This window comes from Maribacter sp. BPC-D8 (assembly GCF_035207705.1).
GTDB lineage: Bacteria > Bacteroidota > Bacteroidia > Flavobacteriales > Flavobacteriaceae > Maribacter.
Map to the genome: position 1 here is coordinate 2619437 of NZ_CP128187.1, position 21337 is coordinate 2640773.

28 protein-coding genes are annotated in these 21337 nt (G+C 32.5%); all 28 read right to left on the reverse strand.

The window, feature by feature from the left end:
- Positions 1 to 59: 59 nt before the first annotated feature.
- Positions 60 to 590, reverse strand: a complete 531-nt coding sequence (locus QSV08_RS11600; protein WP_324023482.1) for a hypothetical protein — start codon at positions 588 to 590, stop codon at positions 60 to 62.
- A gap of 99 nt (positions 591 to 689) precedes the next feature.
- On the reverse strand, positions 690 to 1139 hold the full coding sequence (locus tag QSV08_RS11605; RefSeq protein WP_324023484.1) for a hypothetical protein: 450 nt from the start codon (positions 1137 to 1139) through the stop codon (positions 690 to 692).
- A 32-nt stretch (positions 1140 to 1171) separates the two neighbouring features.
- Entirely contained in the window at positions 1172 to 2149 is a 978-nt protein-coding gene (locus tag QSV08_RS11610) for a hypothetical protein (protein WP_324023486.1), read from the reverse strand.
- Positions 2146 to 2520 (reverse strand): aldehyde dehydrogenase, encoded by a 375-nt coding sequence (locus tag QSV08_RS11615; protein ID WP_324023488.1) that lies wholly within the window; start codon positions 2518 to 2520, stop codon positions 2146 to 2148. The genes QSV08_RS11610 and QSV08_RS11615 overlap by 4 nt, the downstream gene beginning before the upstream one ends.
- A gap of 14 nt (positions 2521 to 2534) precedes the next feature.
- Positions 2535 to 3077: a DUF6985 domain-containing protein gene (locus QSV08_RS11620; RefSeq protein WP_324023489.1), complete on the reverse strand. Its 543-nt coding sequence runs from the start codon at positions 3075 to 3077 to the stop codon at positions 2535 to 2537.
- Positions 3078 to 3215: 138 nt separating this feature from the next.
- Complete coding sequence (locus QSV08_RS11625; protein ID WP_324023490.1) at positions 3216 to 3935, reverse strand: hypothetical protein; 720 nt, start codon at positions 3933 to 3935, stop codon at positions 3216 to 3218.
- 1 nt (position 3936) lies between these two features.
- On the reverse strand, positions 3937 to 4431 hold the full coding sequence (locus QSV08_RS11630; RefSeq protein ID WP_324023492.1) for a hypothetical protein: 495 nt from the start codon (positions 4429 to 4431) through the stop codon (positions 3937 to 3939).
- A gap of 53 nt (positions 4432 to 4484) precedes the next feature.
- Positions 4485 to 5165: a hypothetical protein gene (locus QSV08_RS11635; protein ID WP_324023494.1), complete on the reverse strand. Its 681-nt coding sequence runs from the start codon at positions 5163 to 5165 to the stop codon at positions 4485 to 4487.
- 38 nt (positions 5166 to 5203) lie between these two features.
- Positions 5204 to 5854 (reverse strand): hypothetical protein, encoded by a 651-nt coding sequence (locus QSV08_RS11640; protein ID WP_324023496.1) that lies wholly within the window; start codon positions 5852 to 5854, stop codon positions 5204 to 5206.
- A 140-nt stretch (positions 5855 to 5994) separates the two neighbouring features.
- Positions 5995 to 6441 (reverse strand): DMP19 family protein, encoded by a 447-nt coding sequence (locus tag QSV08_RS11645; RefSeq protein WP_324023498.1) that lies wholly within the window; start codon positions 6439 to 6441, stop codon positions 5995 to 5997.
- Positions 6442 to 6631: 190 nt separating this feature from the next.
- Entirely contained in the window at positions 6632 to 7216 is a 585-nt protein-coding gene (locus tag QSV08_RS11650) for a hypothetical protein (RefSeq protein ID WP_324023500.1), read from the reverse strand.
- Between the two features lie 263 nt (positions 7217 to 7479).
- Complete coding sequence (locus tag QSV08_RS11655) at positions 7480 to 8922, reverse strand: ligand-binding sensor domain-containing protein (protein WP_324023502.1); 1443 nt, start codon at positions 8920 to 8922, stop codon at positions 7480 to 7482.
- Positions 8923 to 9308: 386 nt separating this feature from the next.
- Positions 9309 to 9914 carry a hypothetical protein gene (locus QSV08_RS11660; protein WP_324023504.1) on the reverse strand — a complete coding sequence of 202 codons (606 nt, stop codon included), beginning with the start codon at positions 9912 to 9914 and terminating at the stop codon, positions 9309 to 9311.
- The gene (locus tag QSV08_RS11665; protein ID WP_324023506.1) at positions 9884 to 10225 is read right to left on the reverse strand and encodes a DUF4878 domain-containing protein; all 342 of its coding nucleotides are present in this window, start codon (positions 10223 to 10225) and stop codon (positions 9884 to 9886) included. Before QSV08_RS11665 ends, QSV08_RS11660 begins: the two co-directional genes overlap by 31 nt.
- Before the next feature lie 36 nt (positions 10226 to 10261).
- Complete coding sequence (locus QSV08_RS11670; RefSeq protein WP_324023508.1) at positions 10262 to 10825, reverse strand: hypothetical protein; 564 nt, start codon at positions 10823 to 10825, stop codon at positions 10262 to 10264.
- A 282-nt stretch (positions 10826 to 11107) separates the two neighbouring features.
- Positions 11108 to 11761 (reverse strand): hypothetical protein, encoded by a 654-nt coding sequence (locus QSV08_RS11675; RefSeq protein WP_324023510.1) that lies wholly within the window; start codon positions 11759 to 11761, stop codon positions 11108 to 11110.
- Between the two features lie 82 nt (positions 11762 to 11843).
- Positions 11844 to 12527: a haloacid dehalogenase type II gene (locus QSV08_RS11680; protein WP_324023511.1), complete on the reverse strand. Its 684-nt coding sequence runs from the start codon at positions 12525 to 12527 to the stop codon at positions 11844 to 11846.
- A gap of 53 nt (positions 12528 to 12580) precedes the next feature.
- Positions 12581 to 13657 carry an L-dopachrome tautomerase-related protein gene (locus QSV08_RS11685; RefSeq protein WP_324023512.1) on the reverse strand — a complete coding sequence of 359 codons (1077 nt, stop codon included), beginning with the start codon at positions 13655 to 13657 and terminating at the stop codon, positions 12581 to 12583.
- Between the two features lie 199 nt (positions 13658 to 13856).
- Entirely contained in the window at positions 13857 to 14207 is a 351-nt protein-coding gene (locus tag QSV08_RS11690; RefSeq protein ID WP_324023513.1) for a DoxX family protein, read from the reverse strand.
- Between the two features lie 29 nt (positions 14208 to 14236).
- Entirely contained in the window at positions 14237 to 14899 is a 663-nt protein-coding gene (locus tag QSV08_RS11695; RefSeq protein ID WP_324023514.1) for a peroxiredoxin-like family protein, read from the reverse strand.
- Positions 14900 to 14917: 18 nt separating this feature from the next.
- Positions 14918 to 15565, reverse strand: coding sequence for a DsbA family oxidoreductase (locus tag QSV08_RS11700; RefSeq protein ID WP_324023516.1), 648 nt, complete (start codon positions 15563 to 15565; stop codon positions 14918 to 14920).
- Between the two features lie 8 nt (positions 15566 to 15573).
- Positions 15574 to 16239 (reverse strand): hypothetical protein, encoded by a 666-nt coding sequence (locus tag QSV08_RS11705; RefSeq protein ID WP_324023518.1) that lies wholly within the window; start codon positions 16237 to 16239, stop codon positions 15574 to 15576.
- 181 nt (positions 16240 to 16420) lie between these two features.
- On the reverse strand, positions 16421 to 16735 hold the full coding sequence (locus tag QSV08_RS11710; protein WP_324023520.1) for an EthD family reductase: 315 nt from the start codon (positions 16733 to 16735) through the stop codon (positions 16421 to 16423).
- Between the two features lie 72 nt (positions 16736 to 16807).
- Positions 16808 to 17800, reverse strand: a complete 993-nt coding sequence (gap, locus tag QSV08_RS11715; RefSeq protein WP_324023522.1) for a type I glyceraldehyde-3-phosphate dehydrogenase — start codon at positions 17798 to 17800, stop codon at positions 16808 to 16810.
- 58 nt (positions 17801 to 17858) lie between these two features.
- Complete coding sequence (locus QSV08_RS11720) at positions 17859 to 18593, reverse strand: SDR family oxidoreductase (RefSeq protein WP_324023524.1); 735 nt, start codon at positions 18591 to 18593, stop codon at positions 17859 to 17861.
- A gap of 120 nt (positions 18594 to 18713) precedes the next feature.
- Positions 18714 to 19262 carry a carboxymuconolactone decarboxylase family protein gene (locus QSV08_RS11725; RefSeq protein ID WP_324023526.1) on the reverse strand — a complete coding sequence of 183 codons (549 nt, stop codon included), beginning with the start codon at positions 19260 to 19262 and terminating at the stop codon, positions 18714 to 18716.
- A gap of 74 nt (positions 19263 to 19336) precedes the next feature.
- The gene (locus QSV08_RS11730) at positions 19337 to 19900 is read right to left on the reverse strand and encodes a TetR/AcrR family transcriptional regulator (protein ID WP_324023527.1); all 564 of its coding nucleotides are present in this window, start codon (positions 19898 to 19900) and stop codon (positions 19337 to 19339) included.
- A gap of 163 nt (positions 19901 to 20063) precedes the next feature.
- Positions 20064 to 21326 (reverse strand): serine hydrolase, encoded by a 1263-nt coding sequence (locus QSV08_RS11735; protein ID WP_324023529.1) that lies wholly within the window; start codon positions 21324 to 21326, stop codon positions 20064 to 20066.
- Between the last annotated feature and the right edge of the window lie 11 nt (positions 21327 to 21337).

The following is a 21337-nucleotide window of genomic DNA, read 5'->3' on the forward strand; positions in this document are numbered from 1 at the left end:
AATGTTCAAAATCTAACAATTATAGTTAGCACAATAAATTTACCATGCCAGCAAATCTCTTATATCTCGAACGGATAGTTTTCTAAAAGACCCGTACTTAATTCAGATAATTTTGATTTATAGTCATTCTTCAATGCTAAAGTTAAACTATCATTATGGTAAGCATCCTCTAGTTGTTTGTTTAAAAAAGCAAACTGCAACCATTGATCAAAATTAAGTTCTAAATCGACCAGATTATCAATCCCTAACTCTCCTTTATTATGGTCGTAGAACAGTACTTTATCACTACTATGCAAAACCCATGAATCTCCTTGTCCGTTAGTACCAAAAAACCAATAATCCTTTATCTTTTCTGCTGCCATGTTTTCGCTCCAATAATCTACATCAGAAAACTCTTTGGTTTCATTGACCGATTTTACAGCATCGAACAGAATACATTCTGCAGATAGTTCTTTTGTTTTGATTTTGGTAACCACATTTTTGTAGTTATCAGGAAACTCAAAAGTGGTTTTCTTAGGGAAATTTACTGTTGTAGAATTTGCAGAAAGTAATTCCTTTTTTATTGTTTCAATGTTTAAAATTTTCAACATCCCATTTTGCATTCGTATACTATTATTGTGCATTCAAGTTGGCGAATAATGATATTTATAAATCATCATTCATTAAAATCTCAAGACATAAAAATTCAATTACTCGATATGAGTCTTTATTGGTTTACCGTGTTTATCACACAATAAAACAATACCGTGTTCTGAATCTATATTTTTAGGAGTAAAGTAAATATTGAAGTCATATGGTGCATCATAATAACCGTAAGAAATATCCACGATTTCAAGTTCGTCAACTATTTGTTCAAAAGACAATTCTATTGTATCCCATTCAATCTTTAATTCATCTAAAAGTTTTGAAGCTATAAAATCTTTCCACTCATGATCATAGTGGTTTTTATTCTCAAGTATTTTCTTTAGACATATTGGCGTATCTTTTGTTAACCGCCTATGAACAATACGAATATCAATACGTCTGTCACCCCAAAGTTCTTTCTTTTCATAAGCATCAAAAAAGCCTGAACCATCGCCGCTGAGTACATATTCTTTAAAGAAAGAATTACTATTCTCTATCATAACTTTGCTTTGCATTTAATTATTTTAGGCGTTCTTATTTGCAGTTATTATCCTAAAATTTCTTTTTTTATAATTTCAAATTCTGCCTCTTCTTTTGCGTTATGGAACCCTGCTCTTATGGTTTTTATATTAGCGTGATCAATTAAGACTTTTAAGGCTTCTGGTTTAAACTCTTTACCAACAAAAGCAGAGAATTCTACCAAGTTTTTTGCTTTTGCAACGCCACTAATATCATTCAGTATTTTCCAGCTAGTTATAGATAAGTAGGTCAACTTATTTAGATTTTGCAAACTAGGAAATTTGGCAACAGAATTAAAGTCAGATATACTAAGTTTTTCTAAATTTTTTAAATGTGATAAAAATTCTGCTGATGTATCTTTATAATTTTTTACAATAAAAGCTTCACTCAATTTTGGTAAGTCGTATAAGCCTGAATAATCTGTTACTCTGTCACAAGATCTCAATTCTATTTTTTCTAAATTGATTAACGACTTTAAAAAGTTAAGGTTATCAACTTTAATACTTTCTAATCCTAAATATTTAAGGGTTTTGAACTTTTCAATCTCTTCAATATCTTTTATATTAAATATCTTAAGCTCTTCTAATTTGGTTAAACTAGTTAATGGTTTTAACCGAACTTTTGCAGATTGAAAAGCGACAAAAAATTTCAACACTTTGAGCTTTTTTAAATAAGAAATCGGACTCAAATCAGTACCCCTAAAATAGAATACAAACAACTCTTCTACATCAGTTAAGTATTCAAGAAAAGACAGATTTTCTAGCTTGGTTTCACGATACATTAAAGTTATCCGAATTGTTGAATTGCTAGATTTTACAATTCTGTTTATTTCTTTCCAGGTTTCTACCGTTTGTTCATAATCGAAAGATATATAACTAACACTTTTCGTAGCTACAGTGTGCGCTATTTCACTTAAATCTGCTTTATTCAAGGTGTTCTCTATACTTATTCTATCATAAGTATTATTACCAAAATCGTATTGTTCAATTTCTATGTTACTGTTCATTTTTTAGGTCTTTTATTTCCATAAACACTTTCACGTTGTGGATCATACACCATTATACCATGTTTTACAGCAATTTCTACAACTACATCAATTGTCTTTTGATAATCTGACCAAGAGATATTGAATACAATCCAATTGCCAAACTCACCTTTTCCGGTTTCATATAAAAAAGGACAATCGTCTATTTCTGTACCAAAATATTGAGGTTGAAGAACCCCATATTCCGCTTCCATATCAGCAAAAAAAGGAGCTTCATCAAAAAACTCCATTGCAGTATGGTCTTTTTCATCCATTATAGCTTCATAGCATTCTTTAAGCATTGCTGTTTTTGTTCTGGTTGAACGTTTCCATAATACAATATCGTAACTCATTTAATTTCTATTTTTTATTCATATGTGGTTTCCCCTATTCCACCAACCTTCACCACTTTATTATTCCTAATTTTAATTTCGAGTCCGTGCTCTTCATCAATATCATAGCAAAGCGGAATTACTATAGTTTGATTGTTAGAGATAACGATTTTCTCGAGAATGCTATTCATATACTCAAAATGTTTCTCTTTGGTGTCTATGTTTAAAGGCTGATGAAACTCATTAGCTTCATCTTTTTTTATCTTTTGATTTTCAAAAATGACTTCGAAAGGCTTTTCATAATATTTTGCGTAAACTCTTACATAACGATTGAAAGCTGCTTCTTGAATATCTAGAATTATATTGTCTATGTCTGCTAAAAACTTCTTTAAAGTATCGGCATAAGCATTAAGTACTTGCTCATTCGGCATTTCTTCTATAGGTTCGAAATCTTCATCATACTCCATTAGATTTACCTTAATACTTTCTTCAAAATACGGAATGCTTAGTTTTTCCTTCTGAAAAAACATATTCCAATTATCTACTATTATTTCACCAAAGTATTCGTGTTTCAACATATTCTTCTGTCTAAAAAATTAGCTTCTATCTTATCAAATTCAACGTTTACACATGTGCTTTGTTGTGTAATAGAATATCTAATTCAAACATCTTTAATTTTCGTAAAAATTATTAATTGAAGATGGATATACATTCACTTACTTTTCCATTAATGATATCAATGACTCAACCCCATCTCCATTCTCTTTAATCTTTTTCAGTTCTTCTGAATAAGGAAAAACAGAAAGGTCAAATTTAAAAGCAGGTAGGTTAATACTGATTTTTTTAATGAGATAATCATTTAAATCGGCATCTGTTTTTTTTCCTTCTAGATAACTTTTAAGGAAGTAATACATGCTCTTTTTTTCTTTTTCAAGAAGTAAGTTTAAGGCAATTACAAATTCACCATATTGTAATTTATTACTAGCGGTAATGAGACCACTTGCCTTAGTGTAAAAAATACTATCTAAATTCTTATAATACTTTGGAAGAAAGAAAAGGCAAAAATATTCAATGCTTCTATTTTCAAATACGCCACTAGTTGTTTCACCACAATCACCATTATGCCAACACGCCCAATTAATAAATTCTTCTGTGGTTAATTCTTTAGACTGGTAACTTTCAATGCAGTGTAAAAGTCCTGGTACTGTGGCTGCAGTATCTTTTGCGTATTCTTTATATTCTGCCCAATCAAAATAATATTGCTCATCGTATTCTCTGATAGATTCTTCGAAGTCATTAATAAAATCTGACCACTCTGAAATCGGTTTTATTTCAAAAACAGGACTAACCACTTCAATGATTTCGTTTTTTGTTTTAGTTCCTTGCCACCAACTTATTAGTAGGTTGAGGAAGAATTCATATTCTTTTTTAGCCATTTTATTTTTTCAAATTATTCATATACTCCTCTGCTTCGTAAGCATCAATAGGGAAATTTTCTTCGGTCACTTTTTTATAATAGAACTCACCTAAGCTTAGACCAAGGTCAATAAAAATAGCATCTAAATCTTCTATGGTATCACCTTCCCATAACTCGTCGTGAAAAACATACCCCATTTTCATGGTTTTAAAATTCAACACAATCGGATCTCCGTTCATACCAGCACCTACAATCAATAAATTATACTTAAAGATCTCTTTATTTATTTCTTCTAAATTCTCAGACCTCATATCATTTACGCGAGAAAAATAGATACCGTCAAAATCTATACCCTGCATAAATGAAAACTCTTTTAAGAAATCAATTAGCTCTGCAGATAATCCAATACTTTTAAAAAAATCAAGCGTTTTATCTGTCACTTTTATTATTTTCTTGGTGGAACCAATTCCAATAATATCTAAAGATTTTTCAAATAATAATTTATCAAATTCCATTACATTTATTTTCAGACTAGTTGTTGTATTTTATAGTCGCAGCATTATATAAGCTATAGTTTATGGGCATAACCAATTTCATCTAAATCAGATATCAGTTGTTCAAAATCTTCTAATTCAGGGTTTATTTTAAGAACCATATCTTTTGTTATTACGGTTCCGTCATAAATATGCTCAACAAGTTCTAATGCTAATTCGCTATCCTCAAAATTCTCTTCATAATATTCCTCTGCCCAATTCTTATATGTCAAAGGGTTTCCGTCTAACAATTGTAGCAAGTCACCAGAACCATCTTTGTAATCGTCATCTGGCAATTTCACATTTCCTATTTTCCAATTGTCATCGGTTTCGGTTTGCCAAATACAGAATGTTGTGCCGATACTCTTAACCGGTTCTCCAAATACAAAATCGTTAAATACAGCCGGTAATTCATCAACAACACCTACTGGTATATCTTGTTTTGAATCTTTTTGCCAACCATTCATTTTGCTTTCGTGGGCAAACCCGTTTATACAAGTTCCATTTTCTCCAAAACTTATTAGAACCTGGTCACCTTCTCCATTTCTCATTTCGCAAAACTCTTCATTCTCGCTCCATTCTTTTTGAAAAGAATAGTATCTAAATTCCCAATCTTGGCAGATGATCGCTTCTAAAGCAGCTATTGATTTACAAATCTTTTTTAATTCAGTTGGGTTTGGAAGTAGGTTTAGATTTTCAGTAGAAAGTTGATTCATTTAAGTGATGTATTTGGGTTTTTAGCTAATAGGCTTCTTTATTCATCAGTTTTAATTCTAACTAAAATAGCTATTCCTGTAATGAATGAATTACGAACTATAAATTTTTCTATTGCGTATTCATAAGTTCTTTCTTTTAAGAAAAATAGCGCCTTTTTTAATTCATCGTCAATACTAGATTCTTTGAGAAAATCATCTATTTCTAAATAGCTTATTTGCTCTTTACCATATTTACTTTCATACTCTTTAGGCAAAGTTGTTTTAAAATCTTTATACAAAAACGTGCTTTCAAATTGCAATGAACCTAAATTTTTCAGTTTAAAATCTTCTTGAATAATTGGAATACTATTTTTAAGATATTCTAAAGCTGTGGAAAAATACATTTCTTCTGAGTGTCTAATATCTATATGAAAAATAGGGGTACTACCATCCATTAAATATTCTCTAGCTTGAATTTTAAGGTCAAGGGTATCTTTATTTGTCATCCATACATATGAAAATGACCTTAAAGTAAAACTATCATAATCTTCTATCTTATCAACTTGCTTGACTATAATTGTATCGCCGTTTTTTATGATTTGACTAGGAGGCTTTTTAGCTTTATCAACCCCATTCTCATATGGCGCTTTTATTACCTGCTGATATTTTTCATCGTTTTTATTCTTACAGCTAGTGAAGAATGAAATCATTAGTAGAATTAAAAAGATGTATTTCATTTTGTAATTACCGTCAAAAGTTATTTACACGTATAGTTGCAGTTTTTGCGAACATTTCTCGAAGAAGAATCAGACTATACAAACATTATTTAAGCATTAAACTACACTAATTTTCATACATTATTAAACTTGCTTTTGTCGTATGTTTTAAAAGTTAATGCGATAATGTCTTCGGGTAAATCCCAGTATTGTTGGTCAAGCTTATCTATTAATTTCATTTCTTTTTTAGAAATTAAATCATATAAATCTTGGTAAGTAGTTAGTCTTTTATCATCCTTATATTTTTCAATAATCTCATAAGAAGATTCGATAATCGCTAGGCATTTAACTGCTCCCATTTTTTTCAGACATCTCACGGCATTATCATAACATTCAACACCCCAATTTGTAAAAAACTGTAAAAAACCACCATTATGAATATCCATTTCTAACTTCCACAAAGAAGCCAATTCCTGTTCTTCATCATCTAATTTTTTCCAATCATTATTATTATCATTTAATTTGGTGACAAATTGAGATGTAAAGTCAAACCATTCATTTTCAGCATTAGATACACTCATAATATTTTAGATTAAGCAAAACTGTTTTTTTACATAGATTTATCGGAAAAAATAAGGAAATCATTCCGAATAAGAGATATGTTTTCTTTCTTGAACTATTATGCATTAATATAAAATTATAAATATTAATCTATAAACAATTGCTCAAGCGAGATTTAATGAATGAGACCTGTAGCATTACCTTGCGATGCTAAAATTGTATAGGGATGTTTAAATAGTCTAATTGATCGTTTTTTGGATTCGTGTAATTGAGATGAATAAAACCTTTTAAACTATCCGAGATTTTTTCGCTGTACATACCTAAGTTTAATTCTGTGTTGGGTATGTTAAAAACATTTTTATCATTTCTAGTATGAGAAAAGACAGAATCTTTAAATATTTTTTCTCTAATCGTGCCGTCTAAGGTTACATTATAAGCCATATATAACTTATAGCTCTCACTACTTCTACTACTTACAGTTCTGTTTTTTACAGGTTCGTATGTAAGTTGATTATTTACATATTCAAACAGTTTAGGTCCAATCATGCTGTAGATATTCCCTCCAGACTGACTATATGCCATCTTTGTAAACTTAACTGATTGGTGATTGCTGTTATTGATTTCTATCGCCATAGGTACCATAAGTAATACTCGTGTACTATCGCTATAATTTTTAATTATCAGAATTTTTAGCGGGTCATCTTGTATGTTATAGATAGTCGACAATTTGGCATCTTGAAAAACACAAGATGCACAAAATAGAAGTAATAGTATATAGCCCAAATTTCTTCTCATAATTCTATTTTACAAAAATTGAATTAATAACCAATAAAGATTAAAAGTGTATTTCACTTTTGATAATAACGTAAATCATTCTGAAGTATTTCGAAAACCATATCATCCTCATAAAATTATCAATATTTTAAAGCCTCGACAAGGCTCATTCGTTTAAAAAAAACTCAAAGAATCTGATTTCAGATTCTTTGAGTTTTGAATGGCAGTGTCTTAGGTTAGAGAAGAATTTGGTTGATTTTATCTCTGTTTTTTGTCAGGGTACGTTATTCTGCGTTCAGTTTTATCAATCCTGCAAATGTCGCAGCCCAAATTATTCCGTTTTTATCTTTTGTTAGTTGCATTACGTGAATACTTGGGACATTAGAATTTTCATTTGTATAGGTTTCCCATTTATCATTTGTAATATCATACTTTATAAGTCCAACACTATTTAGCGCAATCCATAAAATATTCTTGTCCTCATCCAAAAGGAAGTTGTTAATATCATTAACTGTAAATAGTTTAGAGTTTTTAGGTCTTATTGATTCCCATTGTCCATTAGTTCTTAAAATAAACATACCTCCTTTTGACTTATCATCATTATTATAAAGATCAAACCAAAGATTACCAAACTTGTCTTCGTGCATTTGTGAAATAGCTCCTTCTTTTAAAGGTGATTTAGAGTTATTAAAATCTGTTGTATTATCGTTATCTATTCTAATATTACCATCATAAGTTCCAATCCATAATCTTTCTTTACTGTCTACGAAAACTCCGGAAGCTTTGTTAGAAGGGAGTTTAGAATTCGAAGTATCAATTATTGACCAACTATTACCATCGTATTTGACCACTCCTTTAGAAGACGTCAGAAATAAATTGTTTTTCTTGTCGACATGAATTTTTCTCATCCAACCAATTGGTGAATTCAAAGAGTCAAAAACTGTCCAATTTTTATTGTCGAACTTGTAAAGTTCATAGCCACCAAAAAACCACTTATTATTTAGTTGGTCAACTGCTCCGCCTCGTATTGAAGATGTTTGGTTCTCATTATATTTGGTTGGTCTTAGTTTAGAGTTATTAGAATTAATTATTTCGATATTTTCTCCTTTCATAACTGCAATACCATTATCAGTTCCAACCCAAAGTGTGTTGTTTTTATCTGTTAATACTACTCTTGACATATCCCAAGGTAATTTTGAATTACTTTGATTGTAAACTGTCCAACTTTCAGAAAGTTTTGATTCTCTCGTACCTTTAATATCTGAAGTTCCGACCGATTTCATATTCGATTGATTCTTACTATCAAAGTTTCTTCTTCTTATCACTAATTTTCCATCCTCGAAGATTAAGAGTAACGAAACCGAAGCTGATTCCGCTTTTCCTTTAGTAATCGCAGGTAACCAATTATTTGTGTTGTTAATTCCTGTTTGTAATTTTATTTTTGAGGATTTCACGTTTGTCTCATTTTGTGCGCTTAAAAGACAAGGTTTCCCTATTGAATCTATTAGAATCTGGACAGCAATTGAACCTTTTATTTTTTTTAATGACTTTTCGTTGAGACTGGATAGAAAATCAGTCACAAAATCTATTGGTGGTTCAGCTTTAGTGTCTCCACAATCCAAACAAAATCTACTCAATTTACATTCATCATATTTTTCAGTATACAAATGTTGTCCAAATGCAAAATTGACGATGAATAATCCTATGGTTAATGTTATGTACTTCATTTTTTTCTAATGTGCCCTAATGATTATATATAAGTAGTTGCTGGTTTGTGTGCGAGGATTTTTCGCAATAAACTCAGCCGTTACAAACACGTAACAATCTTTGATTAAAAACTATACTGGGTAATTATTTTTATACATAATTAAACTTATTTATATCGTATATTTTAAAACATTATTGCTATAATGTCTTGAACTGAATCCCAGTATTGTTGGTCAAGTTTATCAATTAATTTAATTTCTTTTTCAGAAATCAAATCATTCATCTTGGCATATAATTAGTCTTTTATTTTCCTTAAATTTTTCAATAAGAAGATTTGATAATAATTAAGCATTTAACGGCTATTTAAAAAGCACATTTATATACTATAATTAGTCATACCATCTTTTTACGGTAGAAATTTTACAACATGTTGATTTAAATAAATATCATCTAAAGCATAAATTTTTCTATTTTTTAAGGATATACTTGGTGAAAATACTTTGATTGAATCAAAAACATTATTGACCGACACAGCTATTAGCTCTGTACAATATAACTCATCGTCATTCTCGCTATTGAATTCTAAATCGAAAGGCGTTTTAGCTTTATAATATTTTTTTACTTCATCTAAAATTTTCTCCTTTATTGAATTTGAAAATTTCAGTTCAAAATAATCATACGTTTTTATACCTTTAACAAAAGAATTGAAATTTTCTTTTTTTACCAATCCCACACCAGTAAACTCACTTGCGTCTGAATGATATACAAATAAACTATCATTTTCAATGGATAGCATTCCTATATGAGAATACTTCTTTTCCTTTGATCCATAATTCTTAAAGTATTTAGAAAAATAACCATTGCCTAATCGACAAATGAGCAGTCCGCTTTCTAATTTATCAGGAATAAAACTTTCAGAGGAAATGATTTTTTCAGATCGTTCTTGACAAGCATAAAATATCGTTAAAGTAATTAAAAAGATTATTTTTTTGACTCTATATGAACAAGCCATTCCCCATCTATTTTGACAAGTTCACAATCATTTTCCTTCCCTTTTTCATCTATAAAAGTTACCCAAGCTCTATTGTCAACTATAGAGTCTTTAACAAATTTAAATTTAAAATCAGGCTCTATGGGCAAACTTCCTAAACTACTAGCAAAATCAAGTAATTTACCTGTTGATTCTGTAGCGTATTTCTTGGCTTCTTCAATTTTACCTTTTGACATATTTTCTGTAAAATTCTTAGCGGCACTTTTAGGACCACCCGAAGAACAAGAAGTCAAAATAAAAGCCAGCAATAAGGTGGTAATTATCTTTTTCATAAATTCTAATTTTATTAAGTTTATAGTTTATTTAATTTACTTCCAAATTACATTTAGGTTTTTAAACACAACATTTATCGGGTCTTTTTTATAGCCTACATTTGAATAGAAATACACTGTTAGTGCTTTAAGTATTGGTGGTGCATCAGATATTGGGTCGAGTTCAATATTGAATTTTACAGGAACATCTTTAAGTAATTTAGAAATTTTTGCAACATCTCCGAACTTAACTTTATAAGAATTAATTCCATTTCCTTTTGGGTCAAAAGCATTAGCTTTTTGACCTTGGATCGACCTCACAACTCCATTATTTATCAAAATTCCTTCGATAATAATTTTTCCTGTATCCAAATCACCTTCTACAAGATTAATCTTAAAGGAAACATCCTTTTCATCTTTAGATATTTTTGAATCGATTAAATCCAAAGTTTCTTTCAAGTAATTTACTTCCCCTTCAAGCTTAGAGATAGTTTCTTTTTTAATCACAATTTCTGCCTTGAGTTTCTGGTTTTCAGATTCCAATTCTTTGGTGTCTATTTGACCAAATGCGCTTGAAATAAACAAAAGAGTTAGAATGCTTAAAAGTTGAAGTTTTTTCATAATTGGTATCTCTATTTTTTTAAATAAAATTATATCAATAAAAGAATGATATTGATTCAAGCCAAGAAATATACGAAAAGGAATCAAAATTTGTAATGTTATAACTACAAAATGAAAAACATCTTTCCAGTAATCAAATAGGTACTAATTAGAATACAACAAATAGCATTTCAAATTATATAACATTAACAAAGATGTCTTTGTTGAAAAACTAACCCATAAAAAAACAGCCAGTATTTAAAAAATACTGGCTGTTTCTAGTAAAAGGTGAATGCAGTTATACTACTCTTCCCCTAACTCGGTAATCTTCTTTTCGTATAGTTTTTTACTTTCTACTACGGCAACATTCAATTCTTGCATAATACCGTCTACACGACCTTCTATGCTTTTCATTTGATCATTAATATTATCGAACGAATTTAAGGCAGCAGCTACTTCTAAGGCTTTTACCACCTCAACGGCATCGCCATGTAGTAATCTTAATTTATCTATGGCTTGCGATGTATTCGCTAAAGTACCATTATACTTGGTACGTGCTTTTTCTATGGCACCTAATAGTGTTTTCTTGCTCTTTTCATCACTTAGGCTATTGGTCTGTGTTTCCATAGCTGTAAACAAGTTAGAAGCCTTCTCTTTTAAATCTTCGTATTCTTTGTTCAAATTCTGAACACGACGATCTACTTTCTCCCAATCGCCATATACCTTCGCGAATTCTTTATCTTCATTCTTAGTATCTTCTAAAGCGCTTTTTAAGGCATTTAAAGATTCTAGACCTCTATTTACATTTTTATTGGCGGTCTCTTTCTTACTTTCAAAATCGTTGACTTGAGACTTAAATTTGTCTTTTAAACGAATAAGGTCTTCGGGACTTTTATCTTTCCAGCAAGAAGTTAGGGTAAGTGCAATTAGGGCAACAAATAGTGTTCTTTTAAACATGTAATACTTTCTTTAGTTAATGGTACGCCAAAGATACATATTCTAAGATGCTTTTTATTTGAAAATGAAATGGTTATAATTTCTAGCTATAGGTCACTAAAATGTCTGCTGCCTTTTTCAGGTCAGTCGCTACAATTTCTGTTTTTGGAGCTAAAGGGAAAACCTGTTGACCAGGTCTACCAATAAAAGCTGCGCGCCACCCTGCCCAAAGTGCACCGGCAACATCCCAACCATGGGCTGCGATTAGCATACATTCCTCTAGTTCTACGCCCATTTGTTTTGCTCCCCATGCATAAGTGTCGGTAAAGGGTTTGAACTTACCCGTTGGCTCTACACTTAGCATTTCATCAAAATACTCGGTTAATCCGGCATATTCAAATTGCTTTTTTAATCCGTCTTTAGATGAATTGGTGAAGGCTACTAATTTGTAACCGGCAGTTTTCAATTGTGTAAGTGCTTCTTTTACTTCTGGGTGCGCTGGTAAATTACCCATAGACTCAGCAATAGTTTTGCGTGCCTCATCTTCCGATAGGGAAATATCAACATTTGCTGCCACCATTTGTAAAGCGGCAGCACCAATATGCCCGAAGGATTTGTACTGACCACTTGCCGAAGTCACTAATGAATACTGTAACATAGTCGTAAACCAAAGGGAGAGCAAATCTTCTCTTCCGCCTAAAGCTTCTCCTACTTTCTTTTGAACTTTTGTAAGATCTAAAAGCGTTTCGTTGACATCAAAGAATAATACTTTAGGTTTGGTTTTCATTTTATGAAGATAATTAATGTTTCACTATCAAGTTACTCTTGAAGCATCAAGAACTAATTTGCTAATCCAATTTTATTAATGGTAAATTCCATTTCAGAAATATCTGCAGTTACCTCATTAATCCTAGAGTTGGTGAAATATAAATAACCCTCGAATATGCTAAAGGTATCTGCCCATTTTATGGCATCACCTTCCACTAAAGTATGTATACTACCGTCTGGTTTGCGATACATAATTTTATTGTGTTCTAGATCTGCATAATATAAATTTCCGTTTTCGTCAAAAATCATTCCGTCGGGTGCAGATGTTTTAGCTTCAAAAGTTACTGCGTTTTCAATATCTTTTTCATCATCTAAAGTCAGTACTCTTGTGGGTATGCTGTATAAACTATACCCTGAAAGGGCGTGATAGTATAGCTTGTCATTCTTGGTGTCTAAAGCAATTCCATCTGAATTTACAGAATTTGTCCATTTCTTATCCTCAAAAGTTAAAAATTCTACTTCTGCTGCTGTAGAAGAATGGTTATCTAAAACTCTAGTGAACTTTTCAGTTTTTAAATCTAAAATGACTAAACCAGAATTACCAGAATCTGTAAAGTAAATTTTGTTGTTCTTTTTATCAAGACGTAAATCATTGATATAAGAATTAGGATGGTAAGCGTCTTCGTTTAAAATATAAGTGTGCTCTAATTTTTTTGTGTTTATATCAAAAACAAAAATTCTAGGTGCATCTAAAACTTCTTGAAAAAGGGGACTTCTAGTATCTAAAACATAGATAAGATTGTCGTAAACGACAACAGATTGTACACCAATAAATTTATTCGCCTCTGTTTTGTTTCCTATTTTCCAAGAGTTCCACTCTTCATTTGGAAAAGGAGCGGTTGTACCATTTGTTATTTCTGCTACAGAATATTTAACTCCTTTTCTCCATCTAGGAAAATTCGCAAAAATACGCCCATCATTACTCACGGAAACCCCAGTTACTTGTTGCCCTTTAAAAGATGCTATTGGGGTGATTTTCGGTGTTTCTGTTTGTGCTATGACAGGAGTTGATTGTGTTTTATTTTCTATTTTTTCTTTACAAGAAAAAAGTAAAACAGAAAGAATAATGATATAACTGAAATTTTTCATGATTTCGATTTTTCATATAAATACAAGTTTAAAAAAGCCAATACTATATAAGTAGTTGGAATTACAGATGGTTTAAATTCCATAGAAAGTATCTCTACAGGAAAATCAGAATACAAGTGTATCTATAGCAACAACTATCATTATAATAATGGTTAGATTACCTAAATAGAATACTTTTCCCCTTTGGCTTTTAATAAACTTAAATTCTTTTACTAAAAATATAAGAAACAACCAATGCCACCCAAGCAATTACAGCTGCCATTTGTTCACCATCACTTACCATTATATGTGCGAAAAATGCTAAGGTAACTGCAAAGAAAAATGCGGAATACGCCCATTCTTTAATCACATGAAATTTAGGGTTCCAGATAGCAAACAGTCCCACCAACTTTGCGGTAGCGTACGGATAAATTAAATAGGTTGGGTAGCCTAAACTTGTAAATGCTCCCTTAATATATTCATGATTAAAGAAATACATACCTGCAGAAAACAGTATTACCAAGGTGAAAATACCTGTAGCGACGTAATAAATTATTTTGTTCGTATTCATAATTAGTGGTGGTTAAATTGTTGTTGAGGCTATTTCAACTTTTCTAAAGCCGTTAGTATTTCTGACACTTCTGCTCTTTCGGTATAATCTGCATCTAAAAAAGCATATTGAATAATGGCATCGGTATCGATCACATAAGTCGCAGCTAATGGCAGTTCATTACTATCATCGCCATTTACTTTGCTCAAACCAAAACCTGCTTCATACAAAGTAGCTACCTCATCAGTCAATGTATACACCACGCCATATTCTTTACCAACAACGTTACCCACATCGCTCAATACCGTAAATTCTAATTTGTTTTTTTCTGAAGTAGACAAAGAATTATCTGGCAACTCTGGCGTTAACGCAATTAAGGTGGCACCTGCCTTTTTAAATTCAGGAAGTTTTTCTTGTAAATAGTGCAGTGTGATGTTACAATACGGACACCAACCACCTCGGTACCATGTAAGAACTACAGGTCCATTTTTTAATTCATCGTATAACGAAACCGAATTACCCAACGCATTTTTTAAAGTGAAGTTAGGTGCTTTGCTATTGACATTTAATGCATTTTCTAATACTCCCGATGCGGCAACACTTGAAATACCCTCAGCATATACCTGTTTTTTCTCTTCGGTAAATTTCGCAGCTCCCTCTTGACGTTTTGCGGCTAACAATGTATCTAACTCACCTTTATTTGTTGTACTCATAATAGACAGATTTATATTTTACTTCTCGGCAATTAGCTCGCCAAGTATTTGTTTAAAAGTAGCAACAGGTTGCGCACCTGTTACGGCACTTTTTCTATTAAAGACAATAGTTGGTACAGAGTTTACACCCATATTTTTCCATTCGCCTTGTTTATTTCTTACTTCGTATCGTGCTTCCTCATTATCTAGTTTCGCCAAAGCTTCGTCTGCATTCAACCCTACATCTAACAAAGCTTGTTTTAGAACAGCTCTGTCAGACACATCTTTTCTTTCGCTAAAGAAAGAAGTGATAAATCGCATTTTTAGTTCGGTCTGTTTTCCGAAGTCCTTCGCATATTCTAACAACACATGGGCTTCGAAAGTATTCGACATACGCATCTCATCAAAATAGTCGAATTTGAATCCTAACGCTTCACCAACATCGGTCATGTTATCACGTGATTCTTTCTGTTGTTCTACTGTAGAACCATATTTTTCGGTAATATGCTCCGTAATATTCTGACCTTCTGGTGGCATACCAGGGTTCAGCTCAAACGGTTGCCATTCAATCTCTACTTGATCCGCAATGCCAAGTTCTGAAATCGCTTTTTCTAAGCGTTTATATCCGATAATACACCATGGGCATACAACATCAGATACAATATCAATTTTTAATTTCTCCTTCATATTTTCTGTTATTTGCTGATAGCAGTGTTATTCAAAAATTTCTCTTCTCGATAACGGTCCTCAACAGTTTCATCATCCGTTGTCATATTAAGAACCATAGAATTTACTATTCTGCTTTTACTTAAATCTTGTTTTATAATTACAGCCTTATGAAAAACACCTAAGGTTTCTTGATGCACCTGCGGACTGCTATTATTCATAATCACAATACTATAAGTATCTTTTTTAATCGCACTTATTTTAGTGACATAAGGTGCTAACAAAGCTTCATCACCTTTAAACACAGGAGTGAAATTGGCTGCAAAATTCTCTGCATCATCACTATCATTCGCATATTTATGGTAATCAGCCAAATGCAACTCACTTTCAATTTCAGTAGGCTCGTAGCCCAATAGTAAAAAAGATTGATGACCTGCATTATCTATGTGAAACGGTGTGTTCACTTGCTGATCAAAACGAACTAACCAATGGTAGCTCAGATTTTTATTAAAGGTACTAGCACTTAAAGTCGAAAGTTCTTTCTTTAGGTCTGTCATAAAAGTCCTGAATTCAAAAGGAGTACTGTTTTTCCCTAAGTCAATATGATAAAAACCAGTTTCAGCGGTACTTGTTCTAAAGACATTTCTAAAACATTGGCTTGCAACCTTTTTTATAGTAACATCATTAACTTCCATAGATATCAACTGATTTTTTTAAAGACTTCTAGCAATTAGCAATACCTCTATTATATTTTGAATGCATAAAGTGCTGTTTACTACTACATCTAAAATCACACAACTAACTCAACACTTTTGCATCAAACAATTCTTCAGCTTTACTATATTGAATAGTGTTCTCTTTACAGAATTTAAGTCCTTAAAATGTCACTAAATCACTAATCTGAATTTCACCTTGTACATTACTGTAATTCTTAAGATCATCAGCTAATGTTGCCGCATGCGGACCAAAAGCTGCTTGAAAAGAAGCTACATCTTCAAATTTTAAATGTGCAATAGCTACATAAGGTGCAGCTTCGCCAGGTGCTCTACCACCAACACCTAAGTCTAATTCTAATTCTTTTAACGCACTACCCACTAGTTTTTGAACCATTGGCAAGTGTGTATTTTTATAATAGTCCGCATCGAACTTTACACCTTCACTATTCGGGTACATTACTGATACTTTTATCATTTTCTTAAATTTTATAGTTAAAATAAGGGCAGGCACCTTTTTATAAAGATGACCTACCCGATACTTTTATGTTTATACTTCTGACAATATTTGACGGATCATTTGATTGGTGAATCCCCATTCATTATCATACCACGTCATCACTTTCAATAAATCGCCATCTACTACTCTTGTCATACCTAAATCGACAGTAGATGCATGCGGATTCTTAACAATATCTGAAGAAACCAAAGGTTCGTCTGTAGTATCTAAAATATTTTTATATCTGTCGGTTGCCGCTTCTTCTTTAAAGATAGCATTCACTTCTTCAATTGTTACATCGCGTTCCATAACAAAAGTTAAGTCGGACATTGACCCTACCGGAATCGGTACACGTAGCGCAACACCATCGAACTTACCAGCTAATTCTGGTAATGCTTTGGTGGTTGCAATTGCCGCACCTGTTGAAGTAGGCACAATATTCGCCGCACCTGCACGACCCATTCTCAAGTTCTTTTGAGAAGGTGCATCAACAATACCTTGAGATGCGGTATATGCATGAACCGTAGTCATAATGGCTTTTTTGATACCAACTCTACGACCCAACACTTCTACTACTGGACTAATATTATTGGTAGTACAACTAGCACAAGAGAATATATTTGTTTTACCGGCTGCAGTATTTACTCCGTGAACAACTGTTGGTATATCTTCACTCTTAGTCGGTGCAGAGATTATAACAGATTTAGCACCCGCTTTTATATGCTTTTTAGCATCTTCACTTTTGGTAAAGAAACCGGTACTTTCAATAACGACATCAATTTTATGTGCTGCCCAAGGCAAATCTTCAGGATTGCGTTGCGAGTTGTATTGTATTTTTTTACCATCTATAATTAGGTTGTTTTCATCATGCGAAACTTCCTTTTCATATATACCGTAAACTGAATCATACTTAAGTAAATAAGCAATATTCTCGATAGATACGATATCGTTTACAGCTACTAATTCTAACTCTGGAGTATCCAAAATTACTTTTAAAGAAGCGCGACCAATACGCCCCATTCCGTTTATTGCTACTTTTTTCATTTTGATATGTATTAAAGTATTAAAATTCAGTGATCATTTAAGACCTATAATTCAATTATTATTCGCTAAAATCTGCTAAAACTATATTGTCAGAAAAGCTTTGATAAGCACCTTCGAACTGTTTTGCCATATCATCGGGGAACAAGTGAAAATCACCTGCTGCCAATGCTGTAACTATACCTTCTGACACATCAGATGTCGGCGCAGCACCTTCAAAACCCGCTGCAGCAGACATATCTGTATCTACAGGACCAGGGTGTACACTTAAAACTTGAACCCCTTTTGCACCCAAATCAGCTCTTAACCCTTGTGTCAATGAATAAGACGCTGCTTTTGAGGCAGAGTAAGTAGATAATTGAGGGAAATTCTTTAATGAAGCAATAGAATTCAATTGAACCAATGCTCCTTTTTTATCTACTAACGTTTTTGCGAATGCATTTGCTATACGTAATAACCCAAAGGTATTTACTTGTAATTGGTTTGTAAAGTCTTTTTCAAAATCTTCACCTATTGTAGCATACGGTGTACCTATACCTGCATTATTAACTACGATATCTACATCGGTAGCTTGTGCTGCCAAATCTTGAATAGATTTGGTATTCGATACATCTGCTTTTACAGTAACAACCTTGTCACCATATTTCTCTTCTAATTCTTTTGTAGAATTTGTGTCACGTACTGCTAAATAAACTTTTTTAGCTCCGTGATTTAAAAATGACTCTACAATCGCTTTACCAATACCTCTGTTAGCACCAGTTACTAAAGCTACTTTATTTTCTATTGTTGTACTCATGATTTAAGTTTAAATTATGGATAAATAATGCCGAGAATTAAATAACCTTCTGCCCAAAGACAGAAGGCTATACTTAATCACTCAATCAACATATGGTTTCGGGGGAAAATGAAACCTCAATTATTTAGACCATGCAAACTTTTGAAAAGCTGCATCGACAGGGGTATGTGCAATATGGTTTGTATAGTTACTAATTACCTTTTGAGATAATCCTAAAATGATTTCTAATACTTGTTGCTCTCCATAACCAGCTGCATAAAAAGCATCTAAATCTTCTTGTGTTACATTACCACGGTTACGAACAATAGCTAAAGTCATTGTTCTTAAAGCTTCTAGTTTTGCATTTGCTAACGGAGTCTCGTTACGTAACGCATCTGTAATAGTATCATCAACCTTCATCATTTTAGCGATACCTGTGTGTGCTGGTACACAGTAATGACATGCATGCTCAACATTAATTGCTTGCCATACTACAGTCAACTCTTCTTCGTTGAAAGAAGTCTCTGTAAATAACTGATGTAATGTTTGGTATGCTTCTAATAATTTTGGCGATGCTGCCAACACCCCGTGAAGACCAGGAATCATTCCGTATGCCTTGTTAGAGCTTTCTAATAATGCTTTGCTACCTTCTGGTGCAGACTCGATATCATGTATTTTTAAAGTTGTCATAATCTTATTGTTTTTATTAATTACTATATTTATGTTAAATCTAAGCAATCGCTTAGTTATTGTTCAAAAAAAACCTACAGGTGTAAAAATGTCATTTCAATAATACCTTGTAGTTGGTCTTCACTAAATACTTTAGAAGAAATTGAAAGTCCTAAAAGCGCATTCATTAAATAGTCTGCTTGTACTTCTATTTCTTTTACATGCCTTTCGTCGTCTTGCTTTAAATTCCTTACAAACAGTTCTCTAATATTTGAAGAAAAACGTTTTAAAGCTGCCATTATCGTCGGATTAGAATCTTCTTTTATTTCGTTTACCGTATTGGTAACCAAACATCCTTTAAAGATGGCTCCTTCTCTAGAGAATTCTAGAAAGTCAAAAAAATACGCTTTAATACCTAACACACCATTGTTAGATTTTTCTAATGTATCTGTAATACTTTTTATTTGGGCGTTATAGAATTTTATACTCTCTAAAAAGACTCCTTCTTTGTTTTTAAAACTGGCATAGATAGAGAATTGGTTAATACCCATTTCTTTCTCTAACATACGAACCGATGTACTTTCATAGCCATTACGCCAGAACAAGCGCATTGCCTTTTCTATGACCTCAGTTTCGTTATATTGCTTTTTACGTGCCATTATTTCTAATTACACCACAAAACTAAGCAAGTGCTTTGATATAAAAAAACTTTTAACTTTAGATTAAGTATTCTTAAGTATTCAAAACCTCTTAAAATGAAAATAACCTATTGACATATAGCACAATAGGTTATTTTAATAGAATGAATTAGAAGTTCGAAATTTACCCCTTTCGTATAATTTTATCAATATTACCCGCTAAATACATATGATCACTAGCAGAGTTTTTACGGAGTACGTTCGTCATTAATACCACCATATACCTACAATTGTCTGGATGCTCAACAATGATAACCGAGTTCATAAAGTTGGTTACGTTCCCCATATATTTTCCACAAGTTTCCCCTTTGCTTCTATCGCATTTATATAAAGAGCCCGATTTAAAATACACTGCAGCATCTTTCAAAACTGGCGATTGTGCGTAACGAATTCTACGATCGGTCATATACATTAATCGCTTCATTTCTAAACTAGATGCTTCGTCGACCACTTTACCTTGCTCTAACTGCACCAAAAACTTCATTAATCCTTGCGGAGAACCGATACTACCACCTTTATCCCCTACATAAGTATTTGCACCTCTAGTAAAGAAACTTCCCAATCGCCATTCATCTGAAGTGATACCTAAGTCACGCAATGGCAGGTTGACAACATCATTACTCAAGTCTGTCAATTCCTTTTTAGGTGTTTCTTTGAAGTAAGCATCTGCTTCTTCTTGAGTCAAATCTGGATATTTCTCTCCGAATGCCGCCATTAAAAGCGCTTCTCTCCATACAATACTTGCCGCACCGTTATTACTCACCGATAACATGTGATCTGCCCATTCATATAATGAGAACACATCGCTAGCAATCACCTGGCGCTTTACCAGTGTATTCTTTTCAATATTATAGATAGGTATAGTATGTTCATCAGTTAATCCCCAAACTCCCGATTTTACAGATTTGTTCTTTAACAGCTCCGTTCTTTTTTCGAATGAATCCGGATAAATTTTCTCTAACTGTGTGAACAATCCCAATAATACCGCCAATTTACCCACACTCCCTGGCTGATACCCTGCAGTTTCATTTCGTTCGGCATAACGTACATTTTCTGGGTCAGAGATATCTAAAACAGTAAGGGAATAACTTTTATCCAATCCGCGGAAAAGTGCACTGATTTCTTTCTGAAAATCTTCGTTCACCTGCATCAATCCCATTGCGCTATCATTCTTTCTTGACAGCAAGTTCAATTGAATATCGCTGTACGATTTCATGGCTCCGGCAGGTAATGCAGATGCATCTTTTATCTCTCCGTTTTTAATCATCTCTAAACGCTTTAAACGTTTAATACCTGTACGTTCGTAACCGTCAATTGGGTAATATTTGTATGTTGTAAATGCAGATACACTTAACACAACAATTAGTAATACTATAATTTTCTTCATACTTATATTAA